Source organism: Vibrio rotiferianus (assembly GCF_002214395.1).
Lineage (GTDB): Bacteria > Pseudomonadota > Gammaproteobacteria > Enterobacterales > Vibrionaceae > Vibrio > Vibrio rotiferianus.
Genome location: NZ_CP018312.1, coordinates 2,276,312 through 2,291,829 on the forward strand (window position 1 = coordinate 2,276,312; position 15,518 = coordinate 2,291,829).

Here is a 15,518-nt window from a genome sequence, read left to right on the forward strand (position 1 = left end):
TCACTCCCAGTCGCTTGAATGAGATTAATGATCAGCTATTCCCCTTTCGCCATCCCATTCATGACAATGTTATTGTAACTAACCATGCCAATGACTTGACCATTTTCAATCACTGGTGCCCGACTAATACCAAAACGCTCAAATAACCGCGCACAATATTTTACGTTCATGTTAGGGTCGACTGTCAGCGCTGGTTTAGTCATGATTTCGTAGATATTGGTTCTTTGAGGAGATCGATCAACGGCAAGCACTTTTTTTGCAATGTCGTTCATCAGCACAATACCAAACTCATCATCTTGATTGCGTTTCTGGACGACTAATGCTTTGACCTGATGTTTTCGAGCCAGACCGATACCTTCATGAACCGTCATAAGTCCATCAACGATAACGTAGGTAGATGCCATCACATCTCTAATACGAATGATTTCTTGATTACTCATAGCTCATCCTCAACAACCTTTGCTAATGTCTCGACTTGGTGCGCAACACCCACTGCGTCTTCCACATCGATTTGTACCGCGATTCCCTGACCGGATTCTTGGTCAAACTCTCCGACCTCACTGATCGTTTCTAATATATGCCGCGAAAGATGCTCTTCAACGACAAATAGCAACACATCTTTCTGTACTTCAAGAGTGAGACCAAAGAAGGTACGTTTTTGATTTAAACCTTGCCCTCGGGCGTTATTGATGACCGTCGCCCCGGTTGCACCTGCTTCGCGAGCGGCATCCAACACTGTGTCGGTTTTGCTATCCTCCACAAAGGCCAGAATTAATTTAAAGCGCATTTTCTTTCTCCTCCGCGGTATCTTTATTCAACCACTGGGTTATTTGGGCATAGCCCATCACAGAAATCATAGGAAATAGACTGGCAAAAGCGATTAAGCCAAAACCATCAATCATCGGGTTTCGTCCAGGTACAGTAGACGCAAGCCCTAATCCCAAAGCCGTAACCAATGGGACAGTGACCGTCGATGTCGTCACCCCTCCCGAGTCATATGCCAAGGGAATGATTAACTTTGGTGCATATAGTGTTTGAATAACCACCACTATATAACCCGCTATGATGTAATAATGAATAGGATCACCCACTACAATTCGATAGCTACCTAAAGAAATACCAATGGCCACCCCTAACGCAACCGCAATTCTGAGTCCGTTAACACTAATACTTCCCCCAGACACTTGATTTGCCTTGATGGCAACAGCGATAAGCGAAGGTTCCGCTATCGTAGTACTAAAGCCAATACAAAACGCGAATAGGTACACCCAATAATAGTCAACCCAACTCAGAGCTTTACCCAGTGAGACTTTAAATTCGATCAAAAAGTCAGGAGCTGTTAGCTGCATCGCCATTGTTTCACCTAATGGAAACAACGCCATTTCGAGCCCGATTAAAAAAAGAGATAATCCTAAAATAACGTAGAAGAAGCCAAGTATGACTTTAGAGAGGTTGGTAACAGGACGTCTCAATACCGCAAGTTGGAAACCAAAAATAATGGTCGCGATAGGCACTACATCACGGACGGTGGAAAGAAAAGTATCCGAAAACTGAGCAAATGAGATCATGCCACCACCATCCCATAAACCATCACAAACATCATCGGTAGAAGAGAGGCAAAAGCAATCAGCCCAAAACCATCAATCATCGGATTACGACCTTTGATCGCAGAAGCAAGCCCTACTCCCAAAGCGGTTACCAAAGGTACGGTAATAGTAGAGGTTGTAACGCCGCCAGAATCATAAGCAATACCAATAATATTCTCTGGAGCAAACCCGGTTAGAATAACAACACCGATATACCCACCAATAATCATATACTGAATTGGCCAACCTTTAAGAATGCGTAGAACACCGAGCACGATTGCAATCCCTACCGACAATGCAACTGTGAGACGTAAGCCATCCGCGTATTCTTCCATCGCTTCTTCGGTATTGAGTATCATCCCCCCCTCAGCTGCCACTTCTGAAGCTTCATCAGCAACAGCAGTCAGAGCTGGCTCTGCGATGGTTGTTCCAAAGCCAAGACAAAAAGCAAAAATAAGCAACCAGAATACGCTGCCTTTTCTGGCAAAAGCCTGCGCCATGCTTTCTCCAATCGGAAACAACCCCATTTCCAACCCAAAAATAAAAAACGTCAGGCCAAGAACAACCAGCAATAAACCGAAAAGAATTGGAGCGATGTTGGGTAGCGGCTCTTGTAAAACAACCAGTTGGAAAAAAGTAATCACAACAACAATAGGAAGTAAGTCCCTTGCGCTGCTTAGACAGGCGCGAAATAGTGCCAACAATGCTGCCATTCAATTCCCTTTTTTGTATGTGCTTTTTTTAGAATGACATAGTTTTGAGCAAGCGAGTGTGAGCAACATTCCGACATAAATAACATTTGGTTACATATGTTAAAAATGTGAACTAAGTGGGAGGGCAATGACTTAAATTGGGAATGTTCCAATGTATCAACATCAATTGAACACATCACTGATCATCTCAGTCAAAAAAGACTATAATGAGTAAATATGTCTTTAACTCAAAGGGATACCATGAAGATACTGCTTACTGGCGGCACTGGTTTTATTGGTTCAGAATTGATGAAGTTACTCACAACTCATCAAGTACTTTTGTTAACTCGCAGTCCCGCACAGGCAAAACAGCGTCTTCAGCATGCTGATGTTGGAAATATTCAATACTTAGACTCTCTTAACTCCCTTGAAGATCTCAACGACATTGATGCCGTAATTAACCTCGCAGGAGAGCCAATTGCAGATAAACGCTGGACCAAGCAGCAAAAAGAGCTTATCTGCAGTAGTAGGTGGAAAATAACGGAGCGAATTGTCGAGCTGATTCATGCCAGCACCAAGCCACCTTCGGTGTTTATAAGTGGTTCCGCTGTTGGTTACTACGGCGACCAACAGGATCACCCCTTTGATGAAGCGTTGCATGTGAATAGCAACTGCTTTGCCCATCAAGTTTGTGAAAAATGGGAACAAATCGCAAAACATGCCGAATCTGAGCAAACTAGAGTTTGTATAATACGCACTGGTATCGTACTTGGCCAAAATGGTGGCGCGTTGGCAAAAATGATCCCTCCCTACAAGTTTGGTTTGGGTGGGCCACTGGGTAGCGGCAACCAGTATATGCCTTGGATACACTTACTCGATATGGTGCGAGCAATAATGTACCTATTAGAAACGCCTCATGCTCATGGACTCTTTAACCTATGCGCTCCCCATCCAGTTACCAACAGTATTTTTAGCAAGACATTAGCAAAAACCTTAAAGCGTCCCCACTTCATGCGTTCTCCTAAATGGGTGATGGAGTTAGCCATGGGCGAGGCAGCTTGCCTACTCTTCGATAGTGCGCGAGCTAAGCCGAAAAAGTTAACCGAACTCGGCTTCAAGTTCAGTTACTCTAGAGTCGCCCCAGCCCTCAAACACTTGCTTCAAGACCGAAGTTGTTGAATCATAAGGCTCACGCCCTCTCAGTGAGCCCTATACCATGAAAAAGTCAGTTCTTATCACCGGATGCTCCACTGGCATCGGTTACGTATGTGCCCATGCTTTGCAAAAGGAAGGCTTCCACGTCATTGCTTCCTGCCGACAAGACCAAGACATCGAACGCCTCACCAACGAGGGCTTAACTTGTATTAAGCTTGACCTTAATGATCCTGAGAGTATTTCATCCGGCGTCGCGCAAGCGTTCGAGCTAGCTGAGGGTAAACTTTATGCCGTCTTCAACAATGGCGCTTACGGTCAACCGGGTGCTTTGGAAGACTTGCCGACAGAGGCCCTTCAAGCACAATTTCAAACCAACTTCTTCGGCTGGCACCAACTCGTAAGAGAAGTGCTACCGCACATGCGTAAACAGGGTGAAGGGCGCATCATCCAAAACAGTTCCGTACTCGGCTTTGCCGCCATGAAGTATCGTGGCGCCTATAACGCATCTAAGTTCGCGCTAGAAGGCTGGACAGACACCCTACGTTTGGAATTGATGGACACCAACATCAAGGTTGCATTGATCGAACCAGGGCCGATAGAGACCCAGTTTAGACAGAATGCCTTAAAGGCATTTGAGCAGTGGATTGATGTGGAAAGCAGCGCCCACAGAGCAGCTTACGAAGGGCAGAAGCAGCGTTTAGATAACGACAAGTCGAACAACAAGTTTGTGCTTCCTGCTGAATCTTGTATTGAGCCCGTGCTTCACGCACTCAACAGTGATAAACCAAAGATTCGCTACAGAATCACCACACCAACCAAAGTCTTTGCCGTTTTAAAGCGCCTATTACCAACTCGTCTTCTTGATAAAATTTTGCGACAAGCAGCATAAAAACTTTTTATCACAATGTAATTTTACCGTAACAATGTGATGTCATTATGAGCATGTAGGTTAAGAAAACCTCAATGTTCGAATCAATTTCTAGGTTAGTATCTTCATCCATCGAGCCTGAACGCGATGTGGATACTCACTTTAGATTTGGTATCGCCACCCTTTCTGTTTTGTATTTTCGCGAGACAATAATGACATTAAATCAGCTTAACTGGCTTAGTGTGGGTGTAGTGTTGACCATGTTCATCCTATTTTGATACCACACCCAGCACACAACTATAACGTCTAACTAGACTCTCTAACCCGTGCTGGACTTGCCAAATTTAATAGCACTTTCGCTTGCTATCAGGAATACGCTGCTTCGGCAGCGTTTTTCCTTTCTATCGCTTGAATTTCCCAAATATCAACTCCATATCTACAATCAACGACAAGAAACAAAAAGCAAGGATACTCTGATGCAATCCCCATTTATCGTTGAGTTAACAGAACAAAACTTCCGTGAAACGCTTGAAGGATCAATGAACACGCCGGTGTTGATTCATTTTTGGGCGAGTGCTCAACCAGAAAGTGCACAAGTGATTCCTGAATTACAAATGCTGGCTCAGCAATACAACGGCGCTTTCACCCTTGCTCTATTGAACTGTGAACAGCAGCCAACTCTTGCTTCTCAATTCGGCGTGCAAGTGCTACCGACCATCGCATTGTTTATGAATGGTCAAGCAGTCGATGGGATGGGTGGCCCTCAGCCAATTGACGCGATTACGGCAATGCTGCAAAAGCATCTGCCAAGCCAAGATGAGATGCAGTTGAAGCAAGCCAGCGAACTGCTCCAACAAGGTGAACATGCTCAAGCTTTGGCGATTCTACAAACGTTATCGGAAGAGCTTCAAAACCGTGGTGATGTAAAACTAGCGATGGCAGATTGCTTACTGGAAACCAAGCAGTTTGAATTGGCACAAACGCTGTTGGGCGCGATTCCACTGGAATACCAAGACAACTACTACAAAGGTTTGATCGCGAAGTTAGATCTACATCTTCAAGCCGCAGATAGCCCAGAGCTTCAACGCCTTGAACAAGAGCTAGCCGCAAACCCTGATAATTTAGAACTCGCGTGTGAGCTTGCAGTTCAATACAACCAAGTCGGCCGTGATGAAGAAGCACTTGAGCTGCTTTGGAACATTCTCAAAGCTAACCTTGGTGCACAAGACGGTGAAGTGAAGAAAGTCTTTATGGATATCTTGAGCGCACTTGGCCAAGGTAACGCATTGGCAAGCAAATACCGCCGTCAACTTTACTCGATTTTGTACTAATCAAATCTTCGCAAAGTTAAAGAGTTTGAATAGAAAAGGCCGGAAAATCTCCGGCCTTTTGTGTTTCTGCGATTTCTCAAAACACTTGTTCAACCAAGCGCTAGAGATCACCGTACAGCGTTGGAACCGCTGGTGGGTATTCAATTGGCTGCCAGCGATCATTAAAGGTGTACTTGGCGTAGAGCATGAAATGGTTTGGCGTATAAAACTCTGAACGCTGCAAATCCACCAGCGCACCAAGGTACCAGCGTTTACCCACTCGTTTCTCAACGGCTGCTTGCAGCGAGGCACCAAAACCGCCACCGCGCTCAGAAGTGTCACCTTTAGACATATAAGGTGCATCTTCTTGCGTCCATGAATTAGAAATAGAAGCGCTAAGCTGATAGGACCATGTACTGTTGTAACGACCGTAATAGTTCACTGGCAATGATACAGAGAAATAACTTTGCGGGCTGTAGTAGCCGCCATGCCAAAGCGTGTATTCACCTAAGTTTTTATCGTAATCGAGGTACATCAAGTTGGTACCGATACTCAAACGCTGGTCATCCGTGGCAATCAGTTTGTAGTAAGCCCCACCTAGCACACCGAGACGAGTATTATCTTCAACGTTTTCTCCCGTCAGAGCATGGTATTGCAGGCTACTCCAAAAACCGTAAGGGCCGCCAATATCCCAGCTTGAATTAAGCTTAATACCAGTGCGAACCACACCACCCCATTTTTTGCCTTGAGGATCGCTGGTTCCACTCGGTCCCGTCATTCCAGCATAAGAAAGTGTGCTGCTGGTTTCTGGTCGGCGAGACGCTTCTGCAGTCCAACCAAAGTCACCAAGATCGCCATCAACACTGATGCCACCAACCCAAGTAGTATGATCAAAGCCAATTGGTGTAGTACCAATGTCCACTTGCCAACCTTTGGCTTGCCAGCCTACACCAAGTGCCATTCCCGATGCCTCACTTTGAACCGTTGTTGGGGTCGGGTATTTTTCAGGATCCTTCTCGTAGTAATCTAGCTCACCAGAATCGACAGAGACGTAATCCGCTCTCAGTAACAAGTGACCGTCGAGTGATTCGATAGGAATACGCGCTTCGATTGGCACTTGATTAGATGCATTCAGCCCATCACGGGCGCTGTAATCCCAACCAATAAACACATGACCATCACTACGATCATGGAGCGTATCGATGTCTGACTTAACATTGCGAGTCAGCCAGTAGTCATCCGCTGTGTCATACAACTCGCGCAAAGTGAGAGTATCTTGCTGGGCTTTGTTCGGATTTGCGCTTTTTTCAATTCGGTCGCTATTTAGCGCTTGGTAACCTCGTTTTTCAGCTAACTTCCATTGCTGATTGTCCATCGCAATCGACATGCTGTTTCGATACGCCAGAGCGTCAGCGTCCTGTGTATCATCGAGCAAGCGGTTCAGGGTGTTCGCATCATTGCGGTAACCAAGTTGATTGAATACCGAAGCAACCGTCATCAGCTGAGCAGCATTCAGCGTGTCACGCTTCTTATTCAAGATAAGATGCAAGTCGTGATAGGTTGCCTCATCTCCACTCTGGGCGCTGGCTTGCAACAACCCCACCTGAGCTTGCGTCTTGAATGGTTCAGGTTTTGATGAGATACGTTCATACAAAGCCATTGCTTGCTCTGGTTGTTGATTCGCAAGTAACAAATCCGCTTGCGCTAAGGTTCGACGTGTTTTCAGCTCATCAAATTGCAAGGTTTCAGACGCACTTACCTTTTGCTCATCCGAACTCAGCGCCAATTGCTCGTACCATTGGTCAAAATCTTCAAACTGATTCAAACTCACCATCATACTGCCGTAAGCGAGTTGCTCATCGCGAGACCAGTGTGGTGATTGTTCGAGGCTTCGATAAATTCTTTCAGCTTCAACGGCTTGATCGATCTCTACCCACGCTCCAGCAAGACGTGCTAATGCCTGTACTTGGCCTTGATAGTCCTGCTCCAACGCATGCAACTTAGCTTGCACAGACGCTGGCTCCTCAAGGTAACGCTGTTGAATATCTTGTAATTCAGCATCGAGCTTCAATCGAGTCAAATTGCGCTGCATGGAAGGCGTGACCGCTTTCTCTGGCACGCTTTCTAGCTCAGAAATTGCCTCTTCGACTTTGAAGTCTTGCGCGAGATACAGGGCATGAGCAAACTTCATCTCAGGGTCTGAACTGGATGCGGTCCACTCAGCCATCAGGGCATCTGCACGTTGCTTGTCCCCCATAGAACGAACAACACCAGCAATATCCAGTCTCAACCACGGCGATATTGGTTTTAGCTCAATCAATTCTTCCACCGCAGATTGCATACCCGCTTGATCATTCTGGGCGATAGCGACTCTCAAACGAGCAAGAATGATTTCAGATTGAATGCCATTGATTTTCTCAGCCACTACCTGTTTTTGCGCAGGAGAAAAACGCAGCGCAACCGACTCCGCACCCACCCAATCTTGTTGCTCAATACGAACGTCTAGCCGCCCACGTAAAGCAGAGCCGTTGAGTTGCTCAAGTTTGAGTGCTTGGATATAGGCTTTATCTGCCGCGGCATAGTTCTTTTGTGCTAAGTAAAGCGCCCCCAAAGAGGTAAAAGCATAAGGCTGAGTTTTATCGGATTGAATGGCTTTACGGTAAAGGATTTCAGCTTGTTTAAACTGCCCTTTCTCGGCTAGCGCATCACCTTGATCCAAATACGCCCAATATTGCGAGGTTTCAATCAAAGTGGCCCATTTTGAGGCACTATCTGGATCTTTATCTAGCTGCTGTGCACGTTCAAAATACTCAAGCGCCTTTTGTTGCTGACCTTTACGCAGATATACCTTGCCCATCCCACCCAATATTTCTGGGTCGTTTGGACGCGTCGTCATCGCATAACGCAACTGCTTCTCAGCTTGCAAGGTTTTGTCTTCATCCAGCAGTTTGAGACCTTTCAATTTGGCAAGATAGGTTGGATCCTTACGCAGGCCTTGCTCAGTTTCCCAACGTTGCTTCGAACCTTGGTTGGCACGTTGAATCTCTAGGTCCGAAGGATAGTAGCTCGCTAGAATCGCGTATTGTTGAACAACTTGCTCTGAAATAGGTAATTGGTCGAGAGCACGCAACCAAGATGTCGCCGCACTGCTGCCAATGACCGGGGCTAAAGCGAGCTTTTTGTAGGTATCTAAAATCCATGGGTCAGCTGGATTCTCTTTGCGGATATGATTCGCCAATGCGAGTTGAAACTGAGGCACACCCGGGTAATCTGCATTCAAACGCTCTAGGCCTTGTTTGACAGTCTGCCAACTGACATCAAGATTACTTTGCAACTGAAGAAACTCTAACTGCAAAGCAGCCGAGGGCATGCCGTTTGGGAAAATCGCTTTATACGCTTTGATGGCCTCTTCGTAACGGCCAGATTTAGCAAGCAGCTTCGCTCGCTGGTAATCGCCTTTCTTATCTCCCTGAAGAGCCATTATGGCGGCAAGATCTTTCGCTTGCGGGGAGTTTGGCGATTGTTTGGTTAAACGCTGAAAGGTCTGCTTGGCAAGCTCCGGCTGTTTACGCTTTAAATACATATTGGCTTGGTAATACAAGCCAATCGGGTTCCCTTCCTCAATTGCAAACAAACGCTCAAGGGTACTTTCAACGATATCGTCACGCCCTATCGCATCCGCCAGCTTAAGCTGTTCAACCAACCACTCTACCGAGTTCACTCGAGCAAGAGACGTCGAGAACTGAATCGTTTCGATCGGTTGATAAACCGCGGCTAACTGCGCTTGGCTCAGCGGTTTTGAACTGAAACTTTGCGCGTGAACGGAGTAAACCCCACTCGCCATCATGGCCAATGGAATTAACCACGAAGCGCGTCTTATTCTTGGCATTGCTCGCTCCATGCAGGCAACAGTTCACCTTGTTTGCCAAAGCGGTAACGCGCCTGATGCCAGCCTAGGCCAAACAAGCTCAAGACATTGTCGTAGTAGTGGTCGTTTCTGTCCGAGATAAGCTCTTGCTTCGCTCGGCTTGCTTGTGCTTTGAGCAACTCAGACTCACCAGACGCCGCCAACAAAGGCAATGCAGCGGCAGAAAATCCAGCACTACCAACTTGAGTGTATTCACCCGTTTCTGTATTTACTTCTCGAGGTGGCGCACCGAGTGCTTTAGTCGCTGCGACAAAGGGCTGCATTTGCTGAATCAGTGACGCTTTTTCTGCAACTTGATCACCAAGCATACCTGCCCATAAATAGGTACGGATAGCGTTGTAGCTGCCAATTGGCCCAGTCACCGAATCGGCACTGTACTGGCCTTGGCTGAGCGTAGCCCAATCAGGGCTGAAACCTTTTGGCATGGTTTGCGTTAGCATCTGTGCGCTCGCTTTATACATACCATCCCATGAATACTGCGGATACAGAGCTTCCATTCGTGAAATCAGCTGTAACGGCACATAACTCGGATTCACACGGTAGCGCTCACCAAATTCAAACCCTGTTGGTGCAGGCAGCAACACGCTACCAACGCCATCAATCGACACGGTTTCTTCACGCAAAATTCGACTAGCAAGCAGATGACCAAGCGATTGGTAGTAATAGTTATCCCACAATCGACCTGCTTCCACTAAAGCGTACGCAATCCAAAGATCGGAATCCGATGCTGCATTGGTATCTAAAACACCAAAACTGCCGTTCGCTTTTCTGCCCCACAACCAAGCCGGCAATCTTGACGTTAGATCGCCACCAGCCAGATGAATTTGAGTCCATTTAAGCACTTCAGCGAAGGCTTTTCGGTCATTGGCAACCAATGCAAAGAACAGCGCATAGGACTGGCCTTCAGACGTAGTGATCATACGCTCATCGCTGCCATCTACTACTCTTCCCTGTTCAATATAAACCGACTTGAACGTATCCCACTGCGGCCAGTCACACGTGTTTGCCCAGAGTTGAGGAGAAGCCATCAGGAGCATGAGTGCTATTAGCTTTTTCATTCTTCTTCTTCCTCCGTTTTTTCGAGACGCTTAGCCGACACTTGACGTAACACACGCCACAGCACGATAGTGACAATCACCATCAATATTGCGGCAAAACAAGCCACGACGATTGGGTGATTTGAGAAGTGATACCAAACCAACTGCCATACAGGGAGCTCACCGACATAGTAATGAGAGCCTACGTTATAACTTGCGACTTCGTCGTTTCTTAACGTCACCACAGAGCCAAACATGTGCTCAATTTTCCCCGAATCTGAGAGCGCTTTGTCCACCGAGGCAAAATCTGCTGGGTGTGCAGCCATGATTGACACCAAGCTACGATTGCTTGTGTATGGCGACTCCATGCCATATATCGCAGCAAAGGAACCATCAGCTTCAACTGAGACATAATCGGCCGGGACTTGGTTAGCGTCACTTGGGCTCATCCAGTTCATACCAAGTTGTTGCTCATTCTTACTTGGCAGACGAATTTGACGTTCGCCTGCTTCGACCACAAGGTTAACTTGCTCTGGGTCGTTGGCCGCTTCTTCCAATGAACGCACAACGCCAATACTTAAGATATCCTTGTCTTTTAGTGTCTCTGCATCCCATTGGTCAGTTAGTTGAATCTGAATACCCGGATAACCAGAGTCAGCACCTAGCGAGCCCATCATGTTTAAAAACGTCTGCAACGCCTCTCTTGGGGCATTTTTAGGAACGACGACCGCAGTTTCAGACAGATCGGCCATACGTGTGTACGGGAAGCCAGATGTGGCAAACGCACGCATATTTGGCATTTCGATATAGTGTGGGAAGCCACTGAAGTCGAGCGTAGAGTCTCCATCTACAACAGCATATTGTTTGCTCGGTTGAGTAACCTGACACTGTCCATCGGTAACCGAGGCAAAACCAAATTCAAAGTCGATTTGGTTTTTGCTGCCAACTTTAAACGCAGGAATACGAACCTGATCGTCAGAACTGAGAAAACTGTCATCCAATAAAGGCACGCGAACACGGTTGGAATCACCACCCTGACCTTCTGTTGTGAGGTTAAACGCTTCAATAAATTGATCGTTGATGCTCAGTGTTAGACGAGAGCCTGAATGGTCTTCTGTCGGTGGTGAGTAACGGTAGTTCAGAACCATTGGAATACCGCGGCTTTGCCAAGTGAACAGATCTGGTGGCAAACGTAGGCTAACGCTGATAGGAGGCGGTGTACGGCCTTCCACTTGCAGCATACTCTTTTGCTCGACAAGCTCAGAAAGTGCAACCGGACGATCGGTGCTCACCCAGTTTGGCGCATCGTAAGGCACGCGAGGTTTGATTTGCTTCACCTCGTTGATCTTAGCAATTGGTCCGGTAAGAATCTGGTTACCCAATGCCAAGCCACGTACGGCTGTATTGAGGTCTGCACTATCACGACCAATCACCAAAAGTAACTTCACGTACGGATCAGTTGGATGAGTGATCACCTGTAAACGAGGGCCATCAGTGTCCGGAAAATCTTTTAAGAACTCTGGCTTGTTATCGTTGGTGACAAACACTACGGCGTTGCGCTCTGGCAAGGTGTCGAAACTCAAAGGGAACTGCGCCCCACGCCAAGCTGCTAAAGAGCCAAAGTAGGAACTCAAAACACCCGCGGCTTTCACTTCGTCTAAGTCATATTTATCGCCCATCACAACCGGTAAGTTGAGTTGGCTAAAGTCGCGTACATCAAAAAATGGGGCAGGCAGCAGACTCAAGTCGCTTTCCAACTGTGTCTTTTGCACGAACATTTCGATGCGACTGCTTTGGCTGATCTCTGCCCAAATGCTCGAGTCGTTCGGGTTCGCACAATCTTTGTGAGTATTACCAATCAGCTCAAAACGAATTTGGTTGTAGTTGCTGAAATAACGCGTATCTAAAGGCATAGAAAGGCTAAGCTTTTTGCCTTGTTGGCCATCAACAATGGACGCGACACCCATGAGTTCATTATTCAAATACACTTTGACGTGCGAAACTAAGGCAAGCAACGCAGGTGAAGGCGTGATGTCAAAATACAAAGTGGCTTTAGACACGACCTCATCAAGGCGAGAGCCAAAGCCGACATAAGCGTTCGCTTCGCTACCTTGAATCGCAATTGAGCCACTGTAGCCCAGTTGAGTAAATGGAACCACGCGCTTAAAGACAGTGGCATTTTCCGCGTCTTGTTGCTGAGCGTGAGGTTCCGACAATTGCTGTTTTACTTCTTGTGCCGCGAGACTGCCCGACATACACATCAGAGTGATTGCCGTCGTCAACGCTGTTAGTTTTTTATTATTTAGCATGACTTTGGGTCCTGGTTGGGACATAGCGAGGTCTAAGTGACCAAATAAATTCGATACAAAATAAAAGAGCATCCACACTGACCATGACAAATTTAGGACAGTGTTGTAGCAAGCGCTTGTATCCATTGAAGCCGACTTGTAGCACAGCTTGCATACTCGATAGTGGCTTATCTGCTTGATAGCCTTGTTGCCATTTCGCCCATGTATCTGCTCGCGCGAACGTGCACTGGACGTACTGGATTTGTTGTTGGTGCGACAATTCATTGAGTTGCATACCAAAGATGCCTTTATGAGCATAGGCAACGGTCATCGGGAACACGAATTCTTGACCACCACGATTCAGAATCACTTCCAGTGATTGACCGAGTAGGTACTGACAAGTTTGTTCATCCATTCCATCGATTTCGATACGAACACCCCCTAATGAAAAGTCTTTCATCTGAGCTTGAATCAAATGCCCAGAGTGAAGTCTCACCGCAACAGGAATCGCCACCTCTACACGATGATCTTTTCGCACCTGTTTCGCTTCTACCGCAACCGCAACCGCTGCACCTAAGATCAGCAAGTTGTACATCGTCCACACTAAGTTAACGATGACAGTACCGACCTCGTCTTGGGGCCCCCACCCCATGCGGTACAGCCCCACAGCAAAGCCTATGACATTCAGTGCCACCAGCACCAAATAAGGTCGAGAGATCACCCAGTCGTAATGCGATTTTTCGACTAAGCCACCTTTCGCTGTCACGTTGAATGTCCCTTTATGGGGCGCAAACAAAGCGACAGTGGTTGGTCTTGCGATATACCAAGCAAGCACGGTTTCGTACACTTCTCCCCAGAAGGAGTAGCGATAGTCACCTTGCATGCGTGAGTTGGTCATACTGGCATGGATCATGTGCGGCAAGACGTACAAGATGATCGCCAGTGCTGGCGCGTAAATGACGTAAGAGTGCAGTAACAAAAACGCCAAAGGTGCTATCAAAAACACAATACGCGGAATACCGGATAAAAAATGCAGCATTGCATTAACGTAACAAAGCCGCTGGGACAGCTTGAGCCCTTTACCAGTGAGCGGATTGTCGACCCTAAAAATCTGAGCCATCCCCCTTGCCCAACGAATACGCTGCCCGACGTGCGCTGATAAGGTTTCGGTCGCTAAACCCGCTGAAATCGGCTGCTTGAGGTAAGCAGAGCGATAACCCAAACGGTGCATACGTAATGAGGTATGTGCGTCTTCCGTTACGGTTTCGACCGCAATACCACCTACCTCTTCAAGTGGTTCACGACGCAAAATGGCACACGAGCCACAGAAGAACGTCGCATCCCATAAATCGTTACCGTCTTGAATCAATCCATAGAACAAGTTGCCTTCATTAGGCACATTGCGGAAGTTCGACAAGTTACGTTCAAACGGATCCGGAGAGAAAAAGTGGTGCGGAGTTTGAATCAGCGCCAGCTTCGGATCTTTGAGGAACATGCCCATAGTGAGCTGGAAGAATGCTCGAGTTGGAATGTGGTCACAGTCGAAGATCGCCACAAACTCTCCATCCGTCTGCTTTAGTGCATAGTTAATGTTACCGGCTTTGGCGTGCTCGTTCGTCGGCCTTCGAATGTAGTTGACTCCAACACTCTTGGCGAAATCACGGAAGCTATCTCGCTTACCATCATCAAGGATGTGAATTTTCAATTTGTCTTTTGGCCAGTCCACCCCCATCGACGCATACACGGTTGCTTTCACTACATCGAGATCTTCGTTGTAAGTAGGAATCATCAGGTCGATAGTTGGCCAAGTAGATTGATCCGTCGGCATAGAAACGGGCTTGCGGTTGAGTGGCCAAATATTCTGGAAGTAACCCAGCATCAATACGATCCAAGAATAGGTTTCTGCCAAAAGCAAAATGCCACCCAGTACCAAAGCAACAGGGTCATCCCAGTTTAAGGTTGAAGAATAACGCCACCAAAGATAACGGCAAGAAGCGGTCACAGATAAGATGATCAACAGCATTGTCGGGAAGCGACCCGGCATGCGTCTTACCATCATGGCTAATGCCCACAGTAGCAATACAAACACCGTCTGCGCCTCATAACCAAATGGGACGGTAAAACACAGCAGAGCAATGAGAACGACAACGAACAAAAGAATGTAATTGAGTGCCATTGCGGGTTTGCTCGCTTTGATGCGCTCACGGACCTCAGGATCTTTGACTTGGTTAGCGGTCTTTTCCAACCAGCGAACGCTTTTCGCTACCAACTCAAATGGCAGATAAAACGCGTTGCGAACTTGCTCCGCGATATGAAGAGAAAAATCACCGAACTTTTTCGACCAAGATGCATTGAGGTTTTGCTTGAAGCATAGCAACCAAACACTTTGGATAACGAAACGAACTGGGTCGAATAGTCTTGGCGCTGCATAATTAACATGTGGGAAATAAACGAGAGGCAACTTCCAAGACGGCACACCGCCGATCATTGGTTTCAAGAAAATAAAACTCAGCGAAAACCAAAACGAAAGCAAACAGCGCCCGAGCCAGTTAGATTTGCAATTCCAAGCCTGCTCATAAACGGTTTTCTGCACATTAAACTGCTCAACGACCCAGCTTTGGAAGATAAGATTAAGGCTACGCATTACTACACCA

12 protein-coding genes are annotated in these 15,518 nt (G+C 46.9%); 4 read left to right on the plus strand and 8 right to left on the minus strand.

Annotated features, from left to right (window positions below):
- Positions 1-35: 35 nt before the first annotated feature.
- Genes BSZ04_RS19575 through BSZ04_RS19590 form a run of 4 tightly spaced genes read right to left on the minus strand, consistent with a single transcriptional unit; the run spans position 36 to position 2,299 of the window.
- Entirely contained in the window at positions 36-440 is a 405-nt protein-coding gene (locus BSZ04_RS19575) for a CBS domain-containing protein (protein WP_010446771.1), read from the minus strand.
- Positions 437-787: a P-II family nitrogen regulator gene (locus BSZ04_RS19580; protein ID WP_010446770.1), complete on the minus strand. Its 351-nt coding sequence runs from the start codon at positions 785-787 to the stop codon at positions 437-439. Before BSZ04_RS19580 ends, BSZ04_RS19575 begins: the two co-directional genes overlap by 4 nt.
- On the minus strand, positions 777-1,568 hold the full coding sequence (locus BSZ04_RS19585; protein ID WP_088881192.1) for a DUF1538 domain-containing protein: 792 nt from the start codon (positions 1,566-1,568) through the stop codon (positions 777-779). Before BSZ04_RS19585 ends, BSZ04_RS19580 begins: the two co-directional genes overlap by 11 nt.
- Positions 1,565-2,299, minus strand: coding sequence for a DUF1538 domain-containing protein (locus BSZ04_RS19590; protein ID WP_010446766.1), 735 nt, complete (start codon positions 2,297-2,299; stop codon positions 1,565-1,567). Before BSZ04_RS19590 ends, BSZ04_RS19585 begins: the two co-directional genes overlap by 4 nt.
- A 240-nt stretch (positions 2,300-2,539) precedes the next feature.
- Between BSZ04_RS19590 and BSZ04_RS19595 the strand changes: the two genes are divergently transcribed.
- The 4 genes from BSZ04_RS19595 (at position 2,540) to BSZ04_RS19610 (ending at position 5,632) form a co-directional block, all read left to right on the plus strand.
- Positions 2,540-3,457, plus strand: coding sequence for a TIGR01777 family oxidoreductase (locus BSZ04_RS19595; protein ID WP_088881639.1), 918 nt, complete (start codon positions 2,540-2,542; stop codon positions 3,455-3,457).
- A 37-nt stretch (positions 3,458-3,494) separates the two neighbouring features.
- Entirely contained in the window at positions 3,495-4,322 is an 828-nt protein-coding gene (locus tag BSZ04_RS19600; RefSeq protein WP_088881193.1) for an SDR family oxidoreductase, read from the plus strand.
- A gap of 74 nt (positions 4,323-4,396) precedes the next feature.
- Positions 4,397-4,579 (plus strand): hypothetical protein, encoded by a 183-nt coding sequence (locus tag BSZ04_RS24975; RefSeq protein ID WP_077201018.1) that lies wholly within the window; start codon positions 4,397-4,399, stop codon positions 4,577-4,579.
- Between the two features lie 198 nt (positions 4,580-4,777).
- A complete protein-coding gene (locus BSZ04_RS19610; protein WP_088881194.1) occupies positions 4,778-5,632 on the plus strand; it encodes a thioredoxin family protein in 855 nt (284 codons plus the stop codon).
- A gap of 100 nt (positions 5,633-5,732) precedes the next feature.
- Here the strand turns inward: BSZ04_RS19610 and BSZ04_RS19615 are convergent, their stop codons facing one another.
- The 4 genes from BSZ04_RS19615 to bcsA are packed head-to-tail and all read right to left on the minus strand — an operon-like array spanning position 5,733 to position 15,508.
- The gene (locus tag BSZ04_RS19615) at positions 5,733-9,500 is read right to left on the minus strand and encodes a cellulose synthase subunit BcsC-related outer membrane protein (protein ID WP_088881195.1); all 3,768 of its coding nucleotides are present in this window, start codon (positions 9,498-9,500) and stop codon (positions 5,733-5,735) included.
- Positions 9,488-10,597: a cellulose synthase complex periplasmic endoglucanase BcsZ gene (gene bcsZ / locus BSZ04_RS19620; RefSeq protein WP_088881196.1), complete on the minus strand. Its 1,110-nt coding sequence runs from the start codon at positions 10,595-10,597 to the stop codon at positions 9,488-9,490. The genes BSZ04_RS19615 and bcsZ overlap by 13 nt, the downstream gene beginning before the upstream one ends.
- Positions 10,594-12,885: a cellulose biosynthesis cyclic di-GMP-binding regulatory protein BcsB gene (gene bcsB / locus BSZ04_RS19625; RefSeq protein ID WP_088881197.1), complete on the minus strand. Its 2,292-nt coding sequence runs from the start codon at positions 12,883-12,885 to the stop codon at positions 10,594-10,596. Before bcsB ends, bcsZ begins: the two co-directional genes overlap by 4 nt.
- Entirely contained in the window at positions 12,875-15,508 is a 2,634-nt protein-coding gene (gene bcsA, locus BSZ04_RS19630; RefSeq protein ID WP_045377623.1) for a UDP-forming cellulose synthase catalytic subunit, read from the minus strand. Before bcsA ends, bcsB begins: the two co-directional genes overlap by 11 nt.
- Positions 15,509-15,518 lie beyond the last annotated feature (10 nt).

What these genes read in the sequence shown, in the direction of transcription:
- bcsA (WP_045377623.1), bottom strand. Translation starts at nt 15,508, where the DNA reads ATGCGTAGCCTTAATCTTATCTTCCAAAGCTGGGTCGTTGAGCAGTTT.
- BSZ04_RS19600 (WP_088881193.1), top strand. Translation starts at nt 3,495, where the DNA reads ATGAAAAAGTCAGTTCTTATCACCGGATGCTCCACTGGCATCGGTTAC.
- BSZ04_RS19615 (WP_088881195.1), bottom strand. Translation starts at nt 9,500, where the DNA reads ATGCCAAGAATAAGACGCGCTTCGTGGTTAATTCCATTGGCCATGATG.
- BSZ04_RS19575 (WP_010446771.1), bottom strand. Translation starts at nt 440, where the DNA reads ATGAGTAATCAAGAAATCATTCGTATTAGAGATGTGATGGCATCTACC.
- BSZ04_RS19585 (WP_088881192.1), bottom strand. Translation starts at nt 1,568, where the DNA reads ATGATCTCATTTGCTCAGTTTTCGGATACTTTTCTTTCCACCGTCCGT.
- bcsB (WP_088881197.1), bottom strand. Translation starts at nt 12,885, where the DNA reads ATGCTAAATAATAAAAAACTAACAGCGTTGACGACGGCAATCACTCTG.
- bcsZ (WP_088881196.1), bottom strand. Translation starts at nt 10,597, where the DNA reads ATGAAAAAGCTAATAGCACTCATGCTCCTGATGGCTTCTCCTCAACTC.
- BSZ04_RS19610 (WP_088881194.1), top strand. Translation starts at nt 4,778, where the DNA reads ATGCAATCCCCATTTATCGTTGAGTTAACAGAACAAAACTTCCGTGAA.
- BSZ04_RS19595 (WP_088881639.1), top strand. Translation starts at nt 2,540, where the DNA reads ATGAAGATACTGCTTACTGGCGGCACTGGTTTTATTGGTTCAGAATTG.
- BSZ04_RS19580 (WP_010446770.1), bottom strand. Translation starts at nt 787, where the DNA reads ATGCGCTTTAAATTAATTCTGGCCTTTGTGGAGGATAGCAAAACCGAC.
- BSZ04_RS24975 (WP_077201018.1), top strand. Translation starts at nt 4,397, where the DNA reads ATGTTCGAATCAATTTCTAGGTTAGTATCTTCATCCATCGAGCCTGAA.
- BSZ04_RS19590 (WP_010446766.1), bottom strand. Translation starts at nt 2,299, where the DNA reads ATGGCAGCATTGTTGGCACTATTTCGCGCCTGTCTAAGCAGCGCAAGG.